The sequence below is a fragment of the Egibacter rhizosphaerae genome (assembly GCF_004322855.1).
GTDB lineage: Bacteria > Actinomycetota > Nitriliruptoria > Euzebyales > Egibacteraceae > Egibacter > Egibacter rhizosphaerae.
On the sequence record NZ_CP036402.1, the window covers coordinates 68,379 to 88,551 of the forward strand.

Annotated in this window: 21 protein-coding genes; 3 read left to right on the forward strand and 18 right to left on the reverse strand. The window is 71.9% G+C overall.

Going from position 1 to position 20,173, the window contains the following annotated elements; translation table 11 throughout:
- Positions 1 to 6: 6 nt before the first annotated feature.
- The 5 genes from ER308_RS00305 to ER308_RS00325 all read right to left on the reverse strand — a co-directional run bounded on the left by ER308_RS00305 (position 7) and on the right by ER308_RS00325 (position 4,838).
- Complete coding sequence (locus tag ER308_RS00305; protein WP_240731895.1) at positions 7 to 765, reverse strand: lysophospholipid acyltransferase family protein; 759 nt, start codon at positions 763 to 765, stop codon at positions 7 to 9.
- 149 nt (positions 766 to 914) lie between these two features.
- The gene (locus ER308_RS00310; RefSeq protein WP_131153164.1) at positions 915 to 1,895 is read right to left on the reverse strand and encodes an ROK family protein; all 981 of its coding nucleotides are present in this window, start codon (positions 1,893 to 1,895) and stop codon (positions 915 to 917) included.
- Positions 1,896 to 1,932: 37 nt separating this feature from the next.
- Complete coding sequence (locus ER308_RS00315; protein WP_131153165.1) at positions 1,933 to 3,051, reverse strand: baeRF10 domain-containing protein; 1,119 nt, start codon at positions 3,049 to 3,051, stop codon at positions 1,933 to 1,935.
- Between the two features lie 52 nt (positions 3,052 to 3,103).
- Complete coding sequence (locus ER308_RS00320; RefSeq protein WP_131153166.1) at positions 3,104 to 3,562, reverse strand: hypothetical protein; 459 nt, start codon at positions 3,560 to 3,562, stop codon at positions 3,104 to 3,106.
- 64 nt (positions 3,563 to 3,626) lie between these two features.
- Positions 3,627 to 4,838: an ArsA family ATPase gene (locus ER308_RS00325; protein ID WP_165491691.1), complete on the reverse strand. Its 1,212-nt coding sequence runs from the start codon at positions 4,836 to 4,838 to the stop codon at positions 3,627 to 3,629.
- Positions 4,839 to 4,937: 99 nt separating this feature from the next.
- Here ER308_RS00325 and ER308_RS00330 point away from each other — a divergent pair, with 99 nt between their 5' ends.
- The gene (locus ER308_RS00330; RefSeq protein WP_205745615.1) at positions 4,938 to 6,203 is read left to right on the forward strand and encodes an IS110 family RNA-guided transposase; all 1,266 of its coding nucleotides are present in this window, start codon (positions 4,938 to 4,940) and stop codon (positions 6,201 to 6,203) included.
- Between the two features lie 315 nt (positions 6,204 to 6,518).
- Here the strand turns inward: ER308_RS00330 and ER308_RS00335 are convergent, their stop codons facing one another.
- From ER308_RS00335 to ER308_RS00360, 6 genes are all read right to left on the reverse strand, one after another.
- The gene (locus tag ER308_RS00335; protein ID WP_131153168.1) at positions 6,519 to 6,965 is read right to left on the reverse strand and encodes an SRPBCC family protein; all 447 of its coding nucleotides are present in this window, start codon (positions 6,963 to 6,965) and stop codon (positions 6,519 to 6,521) included.
- Between the two features lie 80 nt (positions 6,966 to 7,045).
- On the reverse strand, positions 7,046 to 7,711 hold the full coding sequence (locus ER308_RS00340; protein WP_131153169.1) for a hypothetical protein: 666 nt from the start codon (positions 7,709 to 7,711) through the stop codon (positions 7,046 to 7,048).
- A 68-nt stretch (positions 7,712 to 7,779) separates the two neighbouring features.
- Positions 7,780 to 8,391, reverse strand: coding sequence for an SRPBCC family protein (locus tag ER308_RS00345; protein ID WP_131153170.1), 612 nt, complete (start codon positions 8,389 to 8,391; stop codon positions 7,780 to 7,782).
- Between the two features lie 52 nt (positions 8,392 to 8,443).
- A complete protein-coding gene (locus ER308_RS00350) occupies positions 8,444 to 9,304 on the reverse strand; it encodes a rhomboid family intramembrane serine protease (protein ID WP_131153171.1) in 861 nt (286 codons plus the stop codon).
- A 27-nt stretch (positions 9,305 to 9,331) separates the two neighbouring features.
- Positions 9,332 to 11,125 (reverse strand): AMP-dependent synthetase/ligase, encoded by a 1,794-nt coding sequence (locus ER308_RS00355; RefSeq protein ID WP_131153172.1) that lies wholly within the window; start codon positions 11,123 to 11,125, stop codon positions 9,332 to 9,334.
- Positions 11,126 to 11,261: 136 nt separating this feature from the next.
- A complete protein-coding gene (locus ER308_RS00360) occupies positions 11,262 to 12,104 on the reverse strand; it encodes an alpha/beta fold hydrolase (RefSeq protein ID WP_131153173.1) in 843 nt (280 codons plus the stop codon).
- A 96-nt stretch (positions 12,105 to 12,200) separates the two neighbouring features.
- Here ER308_RS00360 and ER308_RS00365 point away from each other — a divergent pair, with 96 nt between their 5' ends.
- Entirely contained in the window at positions 12,201 to 12,995 is a 795-nt protein-coding gene (locus ER308_RS00365; protein WP_165491692.1) for a chlorite dismutase family protein, read from the forward strand.
- Positions 12,996 to 13,139: 144 nt separating this feature from the next.
- On the opposite strand, the gene ER308_RS00370 is transcribed toward ER308_RS00365, so the two are convergent.
- Both ER308_RS00370 and ER308_RS00375 read right to left on the reverse strand, forming a co-directional pair.
- On the reverse strand, positions 13,140 to 13,412 hold the full coding sequence (locus ER308_RS00370; protein WP_131153175.1) for an HU family DNA-binding protein: 273 nt from the start codon (positions 13,410 to 13,412) through the stop codon (positions 13,140 to 13,142).
- A gap of 185 nt (positions 13,413 to 13,597) precedes the next feature.
- Positions 13,598 to 14,626 carry a phosphotransferase family protein gene (locus tag ER308_RS00375; protein ID WP_131153176.1) on the reverse strand — a complete coding sequence of 343 codons (1,029 nt, stop codon included), beginning with the start codon at positions 14,624 to 14,626 and terminating at the stop codon, positions 13,598 to 13,600.
- 87 nt (positions 14,627 to 14,713) lie between these two features.
- Here ER308_RS00375 and ER308_RS00380 point away from each other — a divergent pair, with 87 nt between their 5' ends.
- The gene (locus ER308_RS00380; protein WP_205745799.1) at positions 14,714 to 15,358 is read left to right on the forward strand and encodes a TetR/AcrR family transcriptional regulator; all 645 of its coding nucleotides are present in this window, start codon (positions 14,714 to 14,716) and stop codon (positions 15,356 to 15,358) included.
- 72 nt (positions 15,359 to 15,430) lie between these two features.
- Here ER308_RS00380 and ER308_RS00385 read toward each other — a convergent pair whose 3' ends face one another.
- From ER308_RS00385 to ER308_RS00405, 5 genes are all read right to left on the reverse strand, one after another.
- Positions 15,431 to 15,790, reverse strand: a complete 360-nt coding sequence (locus tag ER308_RS00385; protein WP_131153177.1) for an arsenate reductase family protein — start codon at positions 15,788 to 15,790, stop codon at positions 15,431 to 15,433.
- Positions 15,791 to 15,800: 10 nt separating this feature from the next.
- Positions 15,801 to 16,712, reverse strand: coding sequence for a DMT family transporter (locus ER308_RS00390; RefSeq protein WP_165491693.1), 912 nt, complete (start codon positions 16,710 to 16,712; stop codon positions 15,801 to 15,803).
- Positions 16,713 to 16,725: 13 nt separating this feature from the next.
- Entirely contained in the window at positions 16,726 to 16,965 is a 240-nt protein-coding gene (locus ER308_RS00395; RefSeq protein WP_205745800.1) for a glutaredoxin domain-containing protein, read from the reverse strand.
- A 168-nt stretch (positions 16,966 to 17,133) separates the two neighbouring features.
- Complete coding sequence (locus tag ER308_RS00400; RefSeq protein WP_131153179.1) at positions 17,134 to 18,054, reverse strand: NAD(P)-dependent oxidoreductase; 921 nt, start codon at positions 18,052 to 18,054, stop codon at positions 17,134 to 17,136.
- Between the two features lie 99 nt (positions 18,055 to 18,153).
- On the reverse strand, positions 18,154 to 20,061 hold the full coding sequence (locus tag ER308_RS00405; protein WP_165491694.1) for an ABC transporter ATP-binding protein: 1,908 nt from the start codon (positions 20,059 to 20,061) through the stop codon (positions 18,154 to 18,156).
- Positions 20,062 to 20,173: the final 112 nt, after the last annotated feature.

Sequence of the window (20,173 nt, forward strand, 5' to 3'; positions counted from 1 at the left end):
GGGAGCCTAGCTCGCCTCGGGCAGCGCGAACACGTCGTCGGGCAACTGTCCGAACGCATCGAGCTCGACGTCGGGTGGCACCCCACCGGCCTTCACCGCGGCGGCGTACTCGTCGACGTACTCCTGACCGGAGAGGAGCATCAGTTCGTACATCACCTCGTCGGTCGCGCTGCGCAAGGCGAACTTCTCGTCTCCGCGGTGCGCGTACCGCTGGACGTCGATCGGCTCACCGAACCGCACCCCGACGCGCCCGAGCCGCGGCACCGGGGTCTTGCGGACGACCGCACGATTCGTGCCGAGCATCGCCACCGGCACGATGGGTGCACCCGTGCGCAGTGCGAGGCGGACCGGCCCCGTCTTGCCGCGATGCAGACGCCCGTCCGGCGACCGCGTGCCCTCGGGATAGATCCCGAGCAACTGGCCACACTCCAAGATCTCCTGCCCCTTGCGCAGGGAGGCCTCGGCCGCGTCCCCGCCGTGGCGGGCCACCGGGATCACCCCCACGTTGCGGAAGAACCAACGCGCCGGCCCGCGGAAGTACTCGCTCTTGCCCACGAAGAACAACGGTCGCTGCAGCACCGCGGGCATGAGCACCACGTCGAGGCCGGACAGGTGGTTCGACGCCAGGATCGCCGGACCACGGTCCGGAACGTTCTCGATGCCCTCGACCGAGGGTCTGAACAGCGCGTTGAGTGCGGCAGGGACGACCTTGTGCAGCCCTCGGTACAACAGGGGTGCACGGTCGCGCGCGAGCGGGCGCGTCACCTGCGACACCACCTTCCCTCGTCGACACGGCGGACCGTCGAACGTGCGCGCGGGCACGGGGGCTGCCTACCCGACAACGGCACGTTCGACGTGAAGTGTATGCGGTCACCGGATGCACGAGGATCGAGCCGGTTCGGCGGTGTCGCCGGTCAACCGTCGAGCAACAGCATCGCGGCACCGATGATCCCGGCGTCCTCCCCGAGCTCGGCGGGCACGACCGGCGGGACACGCCGGTAGTCACGGCCGACGAGCCGCTCCTCACACGCCGCACGCGCTGGCGCGAGCAGGGGCTCCCCTGCCTGCGCGCCGCCGCCGCCGACGACGACGACCTCGGGATCGAGCGCGTTGACGACGTTGGCGAGCCCCACGCCCAGCCACGAGCCGCACTCGGCGAGCACCGCCTGGGCCCCCTCGTCGCCGCGCTGCGACGCCCGGGTGACCGCGACGCCGGTCAACTCGTCGGGCTCGAGCGCGATGAGCTCCGAGTCGGGCGGCAACGACCCGTCCCGGACCCGGTCGCGCGCCGTCCGACCGATCGCCGTCCCGCTCGCGTAGGACTCGAGACACCCGCGGTTCCCGCACTCGCACTTGACGCCCCCCTCGGCCACGATGAGATGCCCGAGTTCGGCGGCGAGCCCGTTCGCCCCCCGGATGAGGCGGCCGTCCTCGACGATCCCGCCGCCGACCCCCGTGCCGACGGTCAACAGCGCGGCGCTGCGTCCGGCTCCACGCGCCGCGCCGACGCGGAACTCGCCCCACGCCGCCGCGTTCGCGTCGTTCTCGACCGCGACGGGTGCGTCGAGGCGCTCGGAGAGCTGTTCCTGCAACGGGTGATCGAGCCAGCCGGGCACGTTCGGCGAGAAGCGCACCCTGCCGTCGCGATCGACGATGCCCGCCGCTCCGACCCCGACCGGCAGCGCGGCCGGCCTGACCGCTCCCGTCGACGTCGCCGGCTCCGTCCATGCCGCGCCCAGGCTCTGCACGAGCTCGACGACCGCGTCCGCCATGCGCACGGGATCGCCGGACGGTGTGCCGACGCGGCTGTGCATCGAAACGGAGCCGTCAGGCGACACGATGCCAGCAGCGATCTTCGTCCCGCCGATGTCGACACCGACCGCGGTGCCGCTCATCGCCGGTGACCTTCCCCGTTCACGAGGCCCGGCGACATCAGAAGCGCAGGAGGGCAGCGACCGGATGCCCGTCCAGCCGCTCGTCGTCGCGGAAGAGCTCGATGTGCGAGCCGGAGCGCACGGCCTCCTCGATGATCTCGTCGACCACGTCGGTCACCGCCTCGACGGGCTCCCCGTACGCCGCCGCCTCGTCGGCGTGCAGGGCCAGCGCTCCGCTCGCGCTCCGATAACCGGGCTCGCCGGCCCCCTCGACGACGAACAGCGTGTCGATGCGCTTGGCGTTCACGGCCTCGAGCACGTGACGGATCCCCCGGGCGGTGGCCCCGGCCTGGCCGGTGCCGGCGGCGAGGCGCTCGAGCAGCTTGCGGCGACGGGTGCTCACCAGGTCCTGTTCCACCTCCGCGAGCAACTCGCGAATCTCGTCGGGTGCGGCCTGGAACGGGAGGGCGTGGGGCGTCGGCCGGCGCACGGCCTGCAGATACGGGTGCAGGGAACGATCGAACTCGGCTGTCTCGGCCTCGCCCCCGGCGACGACGAGCGCGTCGACGGGCTCCTCCTCGTGCAGTGCCAGCAGCACCTCGGCCACGTCCTTGTAGTGGTGCAGGACGTCGTGCTCGATCCCGCGCTGGTAACGGGCCTGTGCCCAACCGCCCTGCTCGTGCTGTCCGTGGACCTCCGCCTCGATCGCGCGGTGCTCCTCGAGGACTCCGAGCCGGTAACGCAGGACGCGGGCCCGGTCGCGACTGATCAGGGCCAGCGCGATGTGATGCTGGCGGCCGACGAGCGCCTCGAGCGGCACCACGTAGGGGCGGGGACCAAGGCGGGCGACGTTGCGGACCCCCAGCGCGACCTGGACGGTCTCGAACACCTCTCCCCCGGTCGCGAACAAGCCGAGCCCGCGCGTGTCGCCCCGATCGAACACGTCCCGGACCCACTTCCGGACGGCGGCGGCATCGGCGCCGACCGACTCTCGGGCGCCGCTGTCCAGCGCCTCCGCCTGTTGCTGGACCTCCCGCAGGAGGCCGTCGAGGCGTGCCTCGTAGTCGGCCGGTCGCGGGTAGCGCGCACCGTCGGTGTTCAGGTAGACGGTGGTGACCGGCGAACCGCTGGCCGGGCGCTCCATGAGCTCGCGGATCTCCCTCGTCGTGACCTCCACGAGTGCTCCTCTCCCTCGGCGGTCGGTTGGAGTCCTTCGTGGGCCGGCGCCCTCAGCCGGACTCGTCGAGTTCGACCCGCCGCAAGCGGGGCCGGTCTCCCGCGTCGCGCGACGCCTCGGCCGGCTCGGCCGCTCCGCTCCCGCCTCCGCGGGGCCGGCCGGGCGGGCGCGCCCAGCCGGTCGGGCCCGGGGACGCGGCCTCACCGGCATCCTCGCCATGAGGTGGGGAGGCGGCAGCGGGATCGTGGTCGCCCGCCGACGATGACGCGCCCGCGTGCTCGACGGCAGCGATCACCGCCCGCGCGAACTCCTGCCCGGCAGCCCGCAGGTGTGCCCGCACCTCGGGGGCCGCCGCCTCCCACGCGTCGAGGGCCGTACAGAGCGGGCACCTGCGGTCGCCACTCGGGGACTCCCGGGGATCGTCGTGAGCCCCGGACCCCGACTCGTCCTCGGGGTCGCACGTGTGCGACGCATCGCCGAAGGCGTCTCGCGCTCGCGGTGGCACGTCCATGGAGGGCGAAGTCTAGACCGTTCGCGGCCTGTCGGGGCACGTCCTCGCCACCCGACGGCGGCGTTCAGCTGGCCGCAGCGGGCTCGGCGGCGGCGAAGTCGACCTCGAGCGCCTCGTCCCGAACACGCGCGGCCGTGACCGGCCGGTCGATCAACGAGGGCGGCATCGCGACCCGTCCCGTCCGCCCGCCGACCGTGACGAACAACTCCGCGTCCGAGGTGTGCACGGTCACGTCCTCGGCGGCCGCGAACGGCAGCGCGAGGCGCATGCGCGTGACGCCTCCGCCGAGCGACGAGAACGAGAGCGGTTCTCCGTCGGCAAGAACGCCGGCGGGATCGAGGTCGGCGTACAGGGCGTCGCCCAGCCGGTCCAGCGCGGTGCCGCCCACGGCCTCCTCCTCGAGCAGCGGGGCCGTCAGCACGGGAACGCCGGCGAAACCGTCGTGGATCTCGTCGAGCGTCTCCGCCTGCCGACGCTTCCAGCCCTCGAGCCAGGGATCCGTGACCGCCTCGGGCAGCAGGCGATTCACCACCACCGCGTCGACGTGGTACCCGAACAGGTGCAGCGCCGTGTGCGTGCGGCGGGTCTCGGCCACCACCACCCGCTCGGCGTTGGTGACCAGACGCACCGTCGCGTGCCGGGTGTCCAGTAGGCGCGCACGGACGTCGCGGAGGCGCCGCTGGAGTCGGTCGGCGGCCCGCAGCACGTCGTCACCCGGCAGGGGGACGCCACCGGTGCGCTCGAACACCGCACGAGCGACGCGCCCTCCTCCCGCGAGGCCACGATCGATGTAGTTCGCGAGCGCATCCGGCAGCGCGAGCAGTCGCAGCGTCTCGGCGGTCGGCGCACAATCGACCACGACCGCGTCGTAGTGCCCGTCCTCCGCGTGTCGCTGCACGTCGAGCAGCGCGAAGAGCTCCTCGAGGCCGGGCACGACCGTCAGCTCCTCGGCCTCGAGCGAGTCGAGGCCGCCGGCCGTGAGCAGCGTCGACAGGTAACCGCGGATCTCCGTCCACTGGGCCGCGAGGCGCTGTTGCGCGTCGAGCTGCTCGGCGTGCAGTCCGGGGGCGACCTCGGTCGGCTCGGGACCGATCCCGTGATCGAGGGCGTCGGCGAGCGAGTGCGCCGGATCGGTCGAGAGCACGAGCGTACGGGCCCCGTCGCGGGCGAGGCGCCGGGCGGTGGCGGCTGCCACCGAGGTCTTGCCGACGCCCCCCTTGCCGGTGACGAGCAGGACGCGCACGGGGCTGATATGACCTGCCGGTAGCGGTTCCATGGGTTTCGCCTCCGGAGGTGTCAGAAGGGACCCGCACAGGTTCCGAGGGTCGGGCGTTGTCGCGCCTGGTTCTCCTGACACCACCGGGAGGTGGGCTTGATGATGCACATGCATGGTATTCGAGCGCAGCAACTTTCGGCGCGGACGGTCGGCGTGGGGTTGGATCGGCTGGTGGCGGTGCCGGTGGATGTGGGCAAGTCGGCGGCGATGGCGATGGTGGTCGACTTCTCGGGTCGGCGGCTGGCCGCGCCGTTCGAGTTCGCTCTCGACCGGTCGGGGGTGGCGGGGTTCGTCGCTCGGGTCGAGCGGGTTCTGCCGGCGGAGACGGCGTTGGTGCGGGTGGGGGTGGAGGCGTGCGGGCACTATCATCGGCCGCTGGTCGCCTCGAGGGTGCTGCCCGGGCACTGGCAGCTGGTGGAGCACAACCCGGCGTGGGTGTCAGCCCAGCGGCGGGTCAACGGCACGGGTCGGACCAAGACCGACCCGATCGACTTGACCGCGATCGCGGATCTGCTGCTGGCCGGCCGCGGCTACGAGGTGGCCGTCGGTGATGAGCTGCTGGTCGAGCTGAGCGCGTGGGCGGCGCATCGCCGCCGGCGGGTGCAGGCCCGCTCGGCGGTCAAGAACCAGCTGACCGGTCAGCTGGACCGCTGCTTTCCCGGGCTGGGCGCGAGTCTGTCGAGCGTGCTGGGCACCAAGGTCGGCCGCCTTGTCGCGGCCGAGTTCTCAGACCCCGATCGGCTCGCCCGGCTCGGCGTGGCCCGCTTCCGGGCGTTCGCGGCGCGCCGCGACGTGCGCGTGAGCGTGGCGCTGGCCGAGCGCCTCGTGGCCGCGGCCCGCGACGCGCTGCCCACGCCCGACGCGGCGGTGGCCCGTCAGGTCCTGGCCGCCGATCTGGCGCTGCTCGACGGCCTGGACGGCCAACTCGCCGAGGTCGACGCGCGCATCGACGCGCTCGTGCCCGCCACCCGCTACCGCGTGCTGACGTCGGGGCCGGGCTGGGGGGCGGTCCGCGCGGCCGGCTACGCCGCCGGCGTCGGCGACCCGGCACGCTGGCCCTCGCACCGGCAGGTGTACCGCGCCGCCGGGCTGAACCCCGCCCAGTACGAGTCCGCCGGACGACGGCGTGACAGCGGCATCAGCCGGGAGGGATCGGTGCCGCTGCGCCGGGCGATCCTCGACCTCGGCGTGGGCCTGTGGCACCAAGATCCCGCCGCCCGCCGCTACGCCGCCGGGCTGCGCGAGCGCGGCAAGCCCGGCGCGATCATCGCCACCGCCCTGGCCCGCCGGGCGAACAAGATCGCCTTCGCGATGGTCCGCGACCAGACGCTGTACGACCCCGCCTGCTGGGCCAGCAAGGAGTAGGACACCGGACCCTTCCCATCCGCGGTCGATCGTGCGAGGCTCGCGGACAGGAAGGCCGGATCAGACGTCGTACGGGCTATGGCGGACTCGTTCGCGGGTCACGCCGCTCCTAGCTTGACGCCCGGCCTTCCACCCGTCTCAGAGCCCGAACGAAGCCAGCTGACCCCACCCTCAGTGGAGGTCGCATAGATCAGCGTGGGCCTACGGCCCCGCCGACCTCGCACCCCACCGCCACACAAGCATCCCGCCAGCCCCCGCGCACACCGGGGGCTGCCAAGGATGTCGTACACGATGCTTGACAAGACCTACGGCCAGCTAGGAGGCCTCGGCACGCTGCTTCACACCCTTGAGGGCCCCGTCGACGATCCGACGTGCCGCCTGCCGGCGGACCAGGCCGGGCAGTTTCACCCGAGGGGTGACCGTCAGCTCGTAGGTGACCTCGGTCGACCCCGGATCACGCTCGGCGAGACGGTAGGACCCGTCTAGCTCGCTCACCTTGTCGCCCTCGACGAGATCCCACGACATGACGCGCTCGCCGTCATCGTCGTGGTACTCGTACGCGAGGGTGTACGTGGTCTGGAACAGCCGCGCATCGATGCGGAACCACGCACGCAGCGGGCGTTGCCCCTCGTCGGTCTCGAGAACCTCGACGGCCTTGATCTCGTCCTGCCATTCCGGATATCGCTCCAGATCGGTGACGACATCGAAGACCTCCTCGAGCGCGGCAGCGACGAGGATCGAGTCGTGCACGGCGTTGCTCACGGTGCCGTCCTCCGCGGGCAGGTGGCGGGTCGGCCGCCAAGCGGACCGAGCCGCATCCTACGTGCGGTATCGCGGCCGCGTCAGGCGGCGCTCCCGTCCGCGGCGCTCGTGACCGAACCGGCGGCCACGAAGCCGCCGAGCAGCGCGAGGATCACGACCGCGACGACCACCCAGAGCAGCATCCGTCCGCCCAGCAACGGTCGCGCCCCGTAGGGCAGACCGAGCAGGTCGACGATGCTGCCGACCCAGAGCACGAACGCGCCGAGGAGCAGGGGTGCGGCGGCCGGACCGGCCCCGGCCCCGGCCCCGAGCAGCAGCGCGCCACCGGCGGCCCACAGACAGAAGAGGACCGCCCTCGCCACGCCCGTGCCCGTCTGACCCACCGCGACGTGCCCCATCCCCGGGATGAGACAGCTGGCCAGGAGCGCCCCGATCGTGACGCGGGGCGGTCCCTCGCTGCCCCCTTTGAGGCTCTGGGCGAAGGACGCGGCGCATCCGGTGCAGCGGTCCTCGATGATCGGGTTCGCGAGACCGCAGGTGGGGCAGTCCCATTCCAGACCCTGCCCACCCGATCGCACGATCGCGGCACTGGGGCCGGCGGCCTGAGCGGGGTTCGGGGCCGAGTCCTGGCGGGCGGAGGCCGGGGGGTCGGCCGCCGTGGGCTCCGTCGGCACGGGGTCCGCCGGCGTCGCACTCGCCCCCGCGACGCCGGTGGGTACCGCGGCGGCGCCGGGCGACGGCTGCATGCTGGCCAAGCAGAGGGTGCACCACGCTGCGTCCCCCCGGTTCGCGGCACCACAACTGGGACAGCGCATCAGTCACCCTCGTCGATCTCGGAGCTCATGGCCCGACCTGACCCCGTGCGTGCAGGCTCGTTCGTGCGCGCTGCCCGGTGTGCCCGCACGCCCTCCTCGAACGCGGCGATGGCGTCCTGCTGGTCCTCGAGCAGCGCGGCGGACGGCTCCTGCCCGGGATACCGACCCGACTCGAGCAGGTCCTTGAGGGCGTGCAGGCCGGCCCGTACGGCCGCCCGATGGGCGTCCTGCGTCCGCCCGGGCGAACCGTGCCGCACCACCGCGTGGAGCAGCCAGTGCACGGTGACACCGTCGGGCTCGTCCAGGTAGTACCACTCTGCCGTCCCGACCAGGTCACCGCGGACGCTGAAGTCGATGCCGAGATCCGGGCGAACCTTCGTCGGCTGCAACCACACTCGCTGCACCCGCGCACGCCCCCACCGGAGCGGGTCGGTGAGCCGTGGGTGCCCGCCGGCGCGCAGCAGCAGCTGGGCGCCACCGGCAGCGGGCCGCGCACGGCACCCGGGCCACCAGGCCCCGTACCCGGCGACGTCGAGCAGGTACGGGTGCACGTCGCGCCGCCGTGCCCGAACGAACACGTCGTCGCTGGTCTCGATCCGTCGGGACGACATCGTGGTCAGGATATCGGCCGCACACGCGACCTCCTGTAGGCCATCCGAGGCACTAGTACCCGGCCACGAGGGCGATCGCCAGGACGGCCACGCCCACGCCCACGGCCACGCGGGCACGCGGACGCGCGCGCAGCGCGGTGGTGGTCCAGAGGAGGGTGATGAGCGCTCCGGCGACGAGCCCGCCGAGGTGCGCCTCCCACGCGATGTTCGGGACGAACAGCGGGAGGGCGAGGTTGATGCCGAGCAACAACAGCAGCTGTTGGAGCCCTGCTCGGCCCTGCCGCGTGTGGCGGTTGCGGTACATGGCGACGATCCAGGCCCCGAACAGCCCGAAGATCGCGCCCGACGCCCCGACGGCCGGTGTGGGGCCGAGGGGGTCGAGGAGGAAGTAGAGCGCCCCGCCCGAGAGCCCGCTGGCCGCGTAGAGGGCGAGGAACGAGGGCGTCCCGACCTCGCGCTCGAGCTCGCCGCCGAAGATCCACAGGGCGAACATGTTGAAGAGGATGTGCGGGATGCCGGCGTGCAGGAACATCGACGTGGGAAGGCGCCAGAGCTGTCCGTCGGCGACCCCGGGGTTCCACTGCGCGCCGAGCTCGAACAGCACCGTGCGGGGCTCTGGAAGGCCGATGAACGGCAGCAGGAACGTGACCGCGAAGATCCCCACGCACACGCCGAGGATCGTCACCGTCGCGCGGGCGCTGCGGCGCCTGAGCTGGGCGAGGCTCTCACGCGTGTACGTCGCCTGGCGACCCCGCTCGGCCACGCAGTCGGGACACAACTGGCCGACCGAGGCCGGCTCCGTGCACTCCACGCAGATCGGTCGCCCGCACGAGGTGCACGACAGCCGCGTCTCACGGTCCGAATGGCGGTAGCAGACCGCCGGCGGCGGCGACGACGACGCGCTCTCGCTCATTCGGCCACGGTAGCGGCACCGCGAGGCTCACTGCTCGTAGAGCCCCTCGATCTCGTCGGCGAAGTGCTGGACCACGTTGTTTCGTCGCAGCTTCAGCGTGGGGGTCAGCTCCTCGTTCTCCTGGGTGAAGTCGCGCTCGAGGATCCTCGTCTTGCGGATCGTCTCGGCCTTGCTGACCGCCGCATTCGCGTGCTCGACCGCCTTGTCGATCTCGGCACGGACCGCCTCGTGCCCGGCGAGCTCCGCGGTGGAGCCCTCGAGCCCGCGCTCGCTCGCGAACGAGGCGAGCTCCTCGGCGTCGAGCGTGACGAGCGCGGCGACGAACGGCCGGTTGTCACCGACCACCATCGCCTGGGAGACGAGCGCGTGGGCCTTCAGGCGCTCCTCGAGGACCGCGGGCGCGACGTTCTTGCCCCCGGCGGTGACGATGATCTCCTTCTTGCGCCCGGTGATGGCGAGGAAGCCGTCCTCGTCCAGCTCGCCCAGGTCACCGCTGTGGAACCAGCCGTCCTCGTCGAGGACATCGCGGGTGGCCTCGTCATTGTTGAAGTAGCCGGGGAAGACGTTGCCCCCGCGGATCAGCACCTCGCCGTCGTCCGCGACCGACACCTCCACACCGGGCAACGGCACGCCGACGGTCCCGATCCGCATCTGGTCGGGGCTGTTGACCGTCGCCGGGGCGGTGGTCTCGGTGAGCCCGTACCCCTCCAGGATCGTGATGCCCGCAGCGTTGAAGAAGTGCGCGAGATGCGGCGCCAGCGGTGCTCCGCCGGAGACGCAGTGGTTCACCTGACCGCCCATGGCGTCGCGCAGCTTGGAGTAGACGAGCTTGTCGGCGAAGCCGTGCTGCGCACTCGTGAGCAGGCCCGGACTGCGACCGGCATCCACGGCCTCGGACCACTTGTAGGCGACCTGCACGGCCCAGTCGAAGATCTTGCGCTTGACGCCCGTCGCCTTGCGTTGCGCCCCGTTGAACACCTTCTCGAACACGCGGGGCACGGCGAGCAGGAACGTGGGCCGGAACGACGGCAGGTCCTCGATGAGCGTGTCGCTGCTGCGGGCGTACCCCATGGGGACATTGGCCTGTAGGAACAGGTACTGGACCAACCGCGCGAACACGTGCGCGAGGGGCAGGAACAGCAGGGTGCTGTCTTCCTTCTTGAGCATCGACTGCAGCACCACACCCGATTGCTCCGCGGTCCACAGCATGTTGTGGTGCGTGAGCATGCAACCCTTGGGGTTGCCGGTGGTGCCCGACGTGTAGATCAGGCTGAACAGATCGTCGCCGGTGCGCGTGGCGGCGCGCTCGCGCACCCCGGCGCGCTCGGTGTCACCGGCGCGCTCGGCCAGGGCGTCGAGGCCGCCGTCGTCGAAGACGAACACCTCCCCGAGCCCGGGCGCCTGCGAGCGAGCCTGGTCGAGGACCTTGGCGAAGTCCGCGTTCGACGCGAAGGCCAGCTTCGCCCCCGAGTCCTCCAGGATCCACGCGGTCTGATCCACCGAACTCGTCTCGTAGATCGGCACCGTGACGCCACCAGCGGCGAGGATGGCGAGGTCGGCGATCGTCCATTCGACGCGTGTCGGGCTGAGGAGCGCGACGCGGTCGCCGGGCTCGACGCCCGCGGCCATGAGGCCGGCGGCGATGGCCTCGACCCGCTCGGCGAGCTGCGGCCACGTGAGACCCTGCCAACCGCCGTCCTCGTAGAAGCGGAGAATCTGGCGCTGATCCCCGGCGTCAGCGCGCTCCCAGAGCGTCGAGACGAGGTTGCGCTCCTTGGGGACCTCCACGGGGGTGGGCCCGTTCGCGGTGCGCTGCACCATGGCGACTCCTCCTCGGGTTTTCGGGCGGTGGGTCGGCTCGAACCTCCGGAGCCCTTCCACGCTGATACGGCCCCGTCGCGCCAGTTTACTGGGCGTGAGCGACCCGTGAACAGGGTGCGGCGTGTGCCTCCCACCGTTACCGGTCGGCCTCGGCGAGAAACGCCCGCACCGGCCCGAGCCACGCCTGCGGCGCGTCGAGCTGGGGTGTGTGTCCACCCGGCACGACGACCCGCCGTGCCCCCGGGATGAGCCCCGCGAGCAGGCGCTGATCGGGCTCCGGCCAGATGTCCTCGTGCTCGCCGTGCAGGATCAGGGTGGGGACCTCGAAACCACACAGCAACGCGCGCAGGGGGGTCGCGGTCACCAGGGCCCGTGCCTCGCCGATCACGGCTCCCGGCTCGAGTTCGTGGAACCGACGGCGGTCGAACGTCTCGCGGGCGGGGTCCGGCGCGCCTGCAGCCCGCGCCGCGGCGCGCCGGGACCGCTCGTGCCAGCCCGCGGCGAGACCGTCGCGCCGGACCGCTGTCGCGATCGCCTCGAGTCCCTCGATCGCCTCGTCGGCCGGCGCGCCGGCACCCGTGTCGGCGAGCACGAGCGCTCGCAAACGGGTACTGGCGATGTCGGCGACGCGTTGGGTGACGAGGCCTCCCAGTGAGTGCCCCAGCAAGTGGAACCGCTCCCAGCCCAGGGACCCGGCCGCACCGAGCACCCAGCCGGCCAGTGCGGGGAGATCGTAGGCCTCGGGACGTCGGGGCCCGGGCGAATCCCCGTGCCCCGGCAGATCGATCGCCACCACGATGCGGTCCGCCGCGAGGCCGGGTAGGACCGCGTCGAAATCCTCCTTCGAGCCGGTGAAGCCGTGGACGAGCAGCAGGGGAGCGACGCGCCGTTGCCGACCACCGGTTGGCCGGGCCGCGACGTACGCCAGCGGGCGGCCGTCGACCCACACGACGGACGGGGAGGCATCGGAGCGTGTCACCGAGGCCGGAGCCTAGGGGTGCGCTCCGACCATCGCGACGATGACTACGCTGGCGCGAGGTGCCCCGATCCACCCGACACCGTCAAGGAGACCGTCGTGCCGTCCGTCGTCCCGACCGAGGGCTGGGGAGTCCTGCACCTGTTCTTCCACGTGCGCCGCGAGCTGCTGGAGGGCGCCCAGGGGGCCGCGCGCGACTTCGCCGGGCGCCTGAAGGCGTTCGACGATCGTGACGGCTACCAGGTCCTCGCCTTCAGCGTGCTCGGTCAGAAAGCGGACTTCGGTGTGATGGCGCTCGGCCCGGACCTGGCGGCACTCGACGGGCTGCACACCGAGCTCGCCGGCAGCCCGCTGGGCCAGGCGCTCCTCCCGGCCGCCAGCTACCTGTCGCTCACCGAACTCAGCGATTACGGCCAGACCGAGGAGGAGGAGGTCGAGCGCTTGCGCCGCGAGGGGATCGAGCCGGGCACGGACGCGCACGAGGAGCAGCTCGCCGCGTTCCGCGAGCGGATGGAGGCCTATGCCCGCCACCGCCTCTACCCGGACCTCCCGCAGCGCCAGGTCATCGGGTTCTACCCGATGAGCAAGCGACGGGGTGGCGAGCACAACTGGTACCTGCTCGACTTCGAGCAGCGCCGTCGGCTGATGGGGGCACACGCGCAGACCGGTCGCCGCTTCAGCGATCGGATCACCCAGCTCATCACCGCTTCGACCGGGCTGGACGACTGGGAGTGGGGGGTGACCCTGCTCGCCGACGATCCGAAGGCACTCAAGGACGTCGTCTACACGATGCGCTTCGACGAGGTGAGTGCCCGGTACTCCGACTTCGGCCCGTTCGTCACCGGGCTCGTCTGCGAGCCGGACGAACTCTTCCGCCACCTCCACCTCACGTAGAGCCGCTCGACGACGACCCGCCCGACGAACCGTGGCGGGCCCGAGGCACACACGCGAGGCAGGGCACTGCGGCGGGCGCCGGCCAGCGGACGACCCGACCCGACGGGTCGGACCAACCGCCGGCCGACGTGTGGTGAGCGGACGCTACGAAACGGCGTCCTTGAAGGCCTTGCCCGCCTTGAATGCCGGCGTCTTCGAGGCCTTCACCTTGATCTGCTCCCCGGTCTGCGGGTTGCGCCCGGTCCGAGCGGCACGCTCCCGCCGCTCGAAGGTCCCGAACCCGGTCAGCGCGACCTTCTCTCCACGGGCCACCTGCTCGGTGATCGTCTTGGTGATGGCGTCCAACGCGTCCGCCATGTCGCTCTTGCTCATGTTGGCCTCGTCGGCGGCCGCGTCGATCAGCTGGGACTTGTTCACGTCGCATCCTTCGTATCGGGGATGGTTCCACCGACCCTTCCGAGCGCGCCGGGGAGGCACGCGGTTGGCCGGCATCGCGGGATACCGTGCCGAACCGTGGGCGCGAGCGCAAGGAACCTCGACGGTCGAGAGGCCCGGCACGGCTGAGTCGCCACCCCACGAGTCCGGTAGGAGGACAAGCGCGGCTACGCACCACACCACCCCCGCGCCTGCGCGGCCATCTCCGGCACGGCGTGTTCCAGCACCCCGAACCACTCGCTGTCGGCGTGCCCGGCCAGGTAGCGCTTGTACAGGCCCTCGGTCAGGACGGCGAGCTTCCAGAGGGCCAGGGTCCGGTAGAAGGTCAGCTCCCGGGTGGCCAGCCCCGTGGCGGCCTCGTACCGCTCGACGAGCTCCTGCCGCGTGGGAAACCCCGGTGCCGTGGTCGGCTGCGGCAGCCCGGCGAGGTGGCCCTCGCCGGGCTGCGGCCAGAACACGAGGAGGTAGCCGAGATCGGCGAGCGGATCCCCGAGCGTGGCCATCTCCCAGTCGAGGATCGCGACCACGTCGGGTTCGGGCGGGTCGGACACGACGACGTTGTCGAGCTTGAAGTCGCCGTGCACGATCGCCGACGGGCCGTCGGCGGGGACGTTCGTCGCCAACCAGTCCCCCACGGCCTCGACATCCGGCAGTTCGCGTGTGGCCATGACCTCCCACTGCTTGCTCCACCTGCGGACCTGCCGCGCGGTGTAGCCGTCGGGACGACCGAGGTCGCCCAGCCCCGCCGCCCGGTAGTCCACCCGGTGCAGCTCCGCGAGCGCGTCGACCAGCCGCTCCCCCACCCGTCGTCGCGCGGGTTCGTCCAGCTCGTCGGGGGCCTCCTCCCGGATCACACGCCCGGGCACCTCCTCCATCACGTAGAACGGCACACCGATCACCGCCGGGTCCTCGCACACCGCCAGCGGCCGTGGACAGCGCACCTCCGTGTCGGCCAGTGCCGCGAGTACACGGTGCTCGCGGAGCATGTCGTGGGCGGTCTCGGGGATCTCTCCCATCGGGGGGCGCCGAAGCACCGCGTGACCGGCCTCGCGCGTCAGGCGGAACGTCAGGTTGCTCCGCCCCCGACCGATCTTCTCGACCTCGAGCGAGCCACCCCCGAGCTCGGGCACGTGGCGGTCCAGCCAAGCCTGCACCGATTCCCGCGGCACGACCTCGTCGGTCTCCAGCACGTGCATCCCTCGCTCGACCGTGGGGCTAGGCTGACCGGGGTCATGGTCGCCGAGCGCGCTGCGGCAGGGCAAGCCGCGGGAGGAGGAGATCGCGTGTCGCACGACGCCACGATGTCGGCACCCGAACCCGTCCCCCCGACGAGCCGGCGCGGAGACCGCACACGGGCAGCGCTCGTCGAGTCCGCGTTGACCCTGTTCGCCGCCCAGGGGGTCGAGGCGACGAGCGTGGACCAGGTCACCCAGGCCGCGAAGGTCGCCAAGGGAACGTTCTACGTGCACTTCGAGCGCAAGGAGGACGTGCTGCTCGAACACGCGGCCGCGCTCGTGGGGGACCTCGATGCACGGCCATTCCCCGACGAGCCGCGCGCCGCCCTGCACGCGCTCGCCCAGCGGTTCGTCGCTGCCCAGGCGGGGACGCCGCGCGCAGTGTCCGGTCGCATGGTCCGGGAGATCATCGGGCACCGCAGCGACTGGCTCCGCGTGCTCGGTCGGCGACGTGCCCTGTCCGCAGTGATCGAGCCGATCCTCGCGCGCGGCCAGGAGGTCGGGGCGATCCGCGACGATCAATCCCCGGTGCGCCTGGCACAAGCCCTGACGATCCTCTGGCTCGACAACGTGATCGGTTGGGCGGAGCGGCCGGAGCCACGCCCACTCGTCAACGACCTCGAGCGCGCCACGTCCCTCTTCCTGGACGGGGCGGCCGTCGGCGCGACCCCGGACGGGAAGCCGGCGCCATGACGGGTCGCACGGGTCCTCGCGAGACCCGCTGCGGGTCGCCCAGGCCGCTCGGACCGCACGGGCTGCACACCATCACTCCGACCGGACCTCGTCCGCGATCCGCTGCCAGCCGTCGGGGTCGTGACCCGCGGTGACGATGTCGCCGTAGCGCACCAGCGGCAGGCGCAACAGCCCCGGATCCTCGGCGAGGCGCTCGAGCCACGCGTCCGTGTCGAGCGACAGGTAGGCCAACCCGTGGTCGACGTACGAACGCGACGTCTCGTCGAGCAACGACTCGATGCCCAGCCGGTCGGACCAGCGACGCAGTTCCTTGGGACTCGCGGACCGCTTGCGCAGATCCCGGTCGTGGACGGCCACGCGCCGTTCCGAGAAGAACCGCTGCGCGGCCTTCGTGGACTTCGACTTCGGATGACCGATCAGGATGACCTCCACGGGACTCTCCCTATCGCTCGGCGACCGGCTCGGCCCTCGACTCCCGGGTTCGCCGGTGCTCGACCACGCGGCTCCCCACGACCGCCGCCGCGACCAGCGAGATGCCGGCCACGTGGACGAGACCGAACGGCTCCCCGAAGAACAGGTGGCCCCACAGCGAGCCCAGAAGTGGGATCCCCGCCAGCGCGATCGACGCCAACGCCGCACTGACCCGCTGGTGCGCCCAGTTCAGGAGCAGGTGCCCGTTGCCGGGGATCAACGCCAGGATCACCAGCCAACTCACGTCGAACGCGGTGGCCGGCACCAGCGTCGGCGCGGCGAACGCGAACGGCGTCACAACGACGAGCCCCACGGCCAGGAACGAGGCCGTGAACGTCAGCGTCGGCGCGCCGGTCGTTCGTGCCCGTTTCGCGGCCAGGAAGTAGGCGGTGAAGGCGAAGAGGTTGACGACCGCGAGGACGTCTCCCAGCGGGTCGCGGCTGTCGTCCCCGGCGGTCCGCATCAGAACGAGGGCCACGCCCGCGAGCGCGACCCCGGACCACGCGATCAGGCTCAACGGGACACGCTCGCCGACGGTCCGGCGACTCACGAGCGCGACGAGCAGGGGCTGCATCGCGGCGACCAGTGTCACGACGGCGATCGACGTGAGCTTGGTCGCCTCGATGAAGATCAACTGGTGGGTCACGAAGGCGAGTCCGGTGCCCACCACGGGACCGAGACGCCGTGGCCACGGCGTCCGAAACGCGACCGCGAGCGCCCCCAGCACGGCGATACCGAGTCCCAAGCGCCAGAAGGCGATCGACGCCGCGGGCAGGTCGATCCCCTTGACGATCGGGAACCCCGTCGAGAAGGCGACCATCGCCCCCAGCACCGCGGCGAAGCCCCCGCCGGGGCCGGCGAGCGTGCTGCGGATACGGCTCATGCGCGCACCACGCTCACTCCTCCAGCACCGCGAGGACCTCCTCCACACTCGGGTTGGGGAGGAACGTCTCACCCACGCGCACCGTCGGGACCAACTCGTCGCCCCCATTGGCCGCCCGTACGGTCTCCGCGGCCTCCCGATTGGTGAAGATGTTCACGTCCTCGAACGGGACCTCCCTGCGCGCGAGCTCACGTTTCAGCGTCGTGCAGTAGCCGCACATCGGGCGCCAATACACCGTGAGTCCCTGCGTCACCGTCCCACTCCTCCGTCGGGGGTTTGCACCACGACCCGCGCATCGAGCCGTCGCTCCCCAACGTGCCCCCGGAACCGAACCTTCCCAACGTTCGACACCGGGCCATCCGAATGGGGCCGGACCCGAACGGACGGGTGACCCAACTACTCCCCGGGCCCACCAGGCCCACTACTCCCCGGGCCCACCAGGCCAGGTAACCCCGGCGCGGCGGCAGAGCTCCAACACCAGCGCGTGGATCCCCCGGTCGCCGAAACCACGCTCGTCGAGCGACTCGTAGAGCTCCGCGGCCTGCGCGGCAGCCCCGGCCGGGATCCCCAGCTCGTCCGCGGTGCTGCGAGCGATCCGCAGGTCCTTGGTGTAGTGCTCGATCGCGAACCCGGGGTCGAAGTCTCCCTCGAGCATCCGTGGCCCGTACGTGTCGAGCGACCACGAGCCCGCGGCCCCGCCCGCCACCGACTCCATGACCCGCCCCGGGTCCAGTCCCGCCCGCACGGCATAGACGAGCCCCTCGCCGAGGCCCAGCATGATCCCCGCGATCAACAGCTGATTCACGATCTTCGTGTGCTGCCCCGCGCCGGGGGGCCCTTGGAGCACGACGCTGCGTCCGAGCCGCTCGAGCAGCGGTCGTGCGCGGGCGAACGTCTCGGCGTCCCCACCGACCATGATGGAGAGGCGAGCCTCCCGCGCGCCGACGTCGCCGCCGGAGACCGGCGCGTCGAGCGCCGCGACCCCCTGCTCGGCAGCCGCCGCGTGGACCTCCTGCGACAGACGGGGATCGCTGGTGGTGAAGTCGATCAGCACCGCACCCTGCGAGGCCCCGGCGAGCACGCCGTCGTCGCCGAGCACGACCTCCCTGACATCCTGGGGCGAGCCGACCATCACCCCCACGACGTCCGCGTCGCGCGCCGCCTCCGCGGGGCTCGTCGCCCACGCGGCCCCGCCGTCCAGCAGGTCCTGCGCACGCTCTCGGGTCCGGGTGTGGACCGCGGTCGGGTGCCCCGCGTCGAGCAGGTGCCCGGCCATCGGGGCGCCCATCACCCCGGTGCCGACCCACCCGACCCGATCACCGCGCCCGCTGTCGACGGCCATCACACCCTCCTCCTCGCTGGCGTCCGCCGGATCATCCTGACCGGGCACCGGGCACGCAAACGTCCTCCCCCGGGCCACGAGTGGAGGAAGCTGGGCTCGCTACGCGCCCGCGAGCTGGGTCCGGTAGAGCTGCGCGTACAGACCCCCGGCCGCGAGGAGCTCATCGTGGGTGCCACGCTGGACGATCTCACCGCCGTCGAGCACGAGGATCTCGTCGGCATCGACCACCGTGGACAGCCGATGGGCGATGACCAGCGAGGTCCGCCCCTCGAGCGCCGCGTCGAGCGCCCGTCGCACCGCGGCCTCCGACTCGGTGTCGAGGTGAGCGGTCGCCTCGTCCAACACCACGATCGCCGGATCCTTGAGCAGCACGCGGGCGATCGCGAGACGCTGCTTCTCGCCGCCCGAGAGGCGGTAGCCGCGCTCCCCCACGATCGTGTCGTACCCGTCGGGCAGTGCTGCCACGACGTCATGGATCCGAGCCGCTCGGCAGGCCTCGACGAGCTGCTCGTCGGTCGCGTCCTCGCGGGCATAGCGCAGGTTCGCCGCCACCGAGTCGTGGAACAAGTGCGCGTCCTGCGTCACCACGCCGATGGCATCGGCGAGCGACCCCAGCGTCGTGTCCCGCACGTCCAACCCGTCGATCGACACGGACCCCTGCTCCACGTCGTAGAGGCGCGGGACGAGATGGCAGACCGTGGTCTTGCCGGCTCCGGACGGCCCGACCAGCGCCACCGTGCTCCCCGCGGGGGCGACGAAGGAGACATCGCGGAGCACGAGCGGACCCGGCTCCGCATCGAGGACCTCGGAGAACCCCCGCTCGAGCGACGCCAGCGACGAGTCGGCCGCCGAGGGATAGCGGAACCACACCCCGTCGAAGCGCACCTCCCCCTCGAGCGGCACGTCCCGACCCAACTCCACCGCGTCGTCCTTCTCGTCGATGGGGCGCTTCAGGTCGAGCACCTCGAAGACCCGGTCGAACGACACGAGCGCGGTCAGCACCTCCACCGGCGCGTTCGAGAGCGCGGCGAGCGGTTGGTAGGCCTGGGTCACGAGGATCCCGAACTCGACCACCTGTCCCGCAGTGAAGGTGCCCTCCAACACCCCGCGCCCGCCGACCCAGTAGACCAAGGCCGTCCCGAGCGCGCCGAGCAGCGTGAGGATCACGAAGAAGAGTCGCCCGACGACCGCCGTGCGCACCCCGACCTCCGCGACGGCGTCGGCGTCCTCCGCGAAGGCCGCGCTCTCGGTCGCGGGGCGTCCGAACAGCTTCACCAGCAACGCCCCGGCGACGTTGAGCCGTTCGGTCATCTGCGTGTTCATCTCGGCGTTCAGCGCCATCTGCCGACGCGTCAGCTGCTGCAGCTTCTCCCCGACTTTGCGTGCCAACAGCACGAAGATCGGCAGCACGGCGAGCACGAGGGCGGTGAGGACCGGGGAGATGCGGATCATCAGCGCGATCGCGACGAGGGCCTGCACGACGTTGGCTGCAAGGGTCCCGAACGTCCCGGTCAGGGCCCGCTGGGCACCGATCACGTCGTTGTTCAAACGGCTGACCAGCGCACCGGTCTGAGTGCGCGTGAAGAACGCCATCGGCAGGCGCTGGACGTGATCGAACACCGAACGGCGCAGGTCGGCGATGAGCCACTCGCCCACCTGCGCGGACAGGTAGCGCTGCCACAGGCTGAACACCGCAGCACCGATGGCGATCGCGACCAGCAGCCCCACGTAGAGGTTGAGGATGGCGAGCGCATCCGGTCCGGGTGACTCGATGACGTCGACGATCTCACCGATGGCACGCGCCGGCAGGACCGTGAACGCCGAGGCGCCGGCGATCGCGACGAGCAGCAGCAGCAGCCGACCCCGGTACGGGCGCGCGAACTCGCGCCACACGCGCGCGATGAGCCCTCTGGGCAGCTTCTTGCCCTCGAGGCCGTCCTGACCCCGGTGCACCCGTCCGACACCGGGGTTCAGGCCGCTCCCGCCACCGAGCCGTGGGGATCCCATCGACCAGCTCATCGACACCCGCCCGCAGCGGAAGCCGCGACATCGGCGGCCCGCCGACGTCGCGAGATCGGGGCAGGGGTGTTCGTTCGCGCAACCATCGGGGGCCAGGATG

Coding starts and splice junctions, on each gene's coding strand:
- ER308_RS00310 (WP_131153164.1), bottom strand. CDS start 1,895: ATGAGCGGCACCGCGGTCGGTGTCGACATCGGCGGGACGAAGATCGCT.
- ER308_RS00320 (WP_131153166.1), bottom strand. CDS start 3,562: ATGGACGTGCCACCGCGAGCGCGAGACGCCTTCGGCGATGCGTCGCAC.
- ER308_RS00325 (WP_165491691.1), bottom strand. CDS start 4,838: ATGGAACCGCTACCGGCAGGTCATATCAGCCCCGTGCGCGTCCTGCTC.
- ER308_RS00330 (WP_205745615.1), top strand. CDS start 4,938: ATGATGCACATGCATGGTATTCGAGCGCAGCAACTTTCGGCGCGGACG.
- ER308_RS00340 (WP_131153169.1), bottom strand. CDS start 7,711: ATGCAGCCGTCGCCCGGCGCCGCCGCGGTACCCACCGGCGTCGCGGGG.
- ER308_RS00345 (WP_131153170.1), bottom strand. CDS start 8,391: ATGTCGTCCCGACGGATCGAGACCAGCGACGACGTGTTCGTTCGGGCA.
- ER308_RS00350 (WP_131153171.1), bottom strand. CDS start 9,304: ATGAGCGAGAGCGCGTCGTCGTCGCCGCCGCCGGCGGTCTGCTACCGC.
- ER308_RS00355 (WP_131153172.1), bottom strand. CDS start 11,125: ATGGTGCAGCGCACCGCGAACGGGCCCACCCCCGTGGAGGTCCCCAAG.
- ER308_RS00375 (WP_131153176.1), bottom strand. CDS start 14,626: ATGCACGTGCTGGAGACCGACGAGGTCGTGCCGCGGGAATCGGTGCAG.
- ER308_RS00390 (WP_165491693.1), bottom strand. CDS start 16,712: ATGAGCCGTATCCGCAGCACGCTCGCCGGCCCCGGCGGGGGCTTCGCC.
- ER308_RS00400 (WP_131153179.1), bottom strand. CDS start 18,054: ATGGCCGTCGACAGCGGGCGCGGTGATCGGGTCGGGTGGGTCGGCACC.
- ER308_RS00405 (WP_165491694.1), bottom strand. CDS start 20,061: ATGGGATCCCCACGGCTCGGTGGCGGGAGCGGCCTGAACCCCGGTGTC.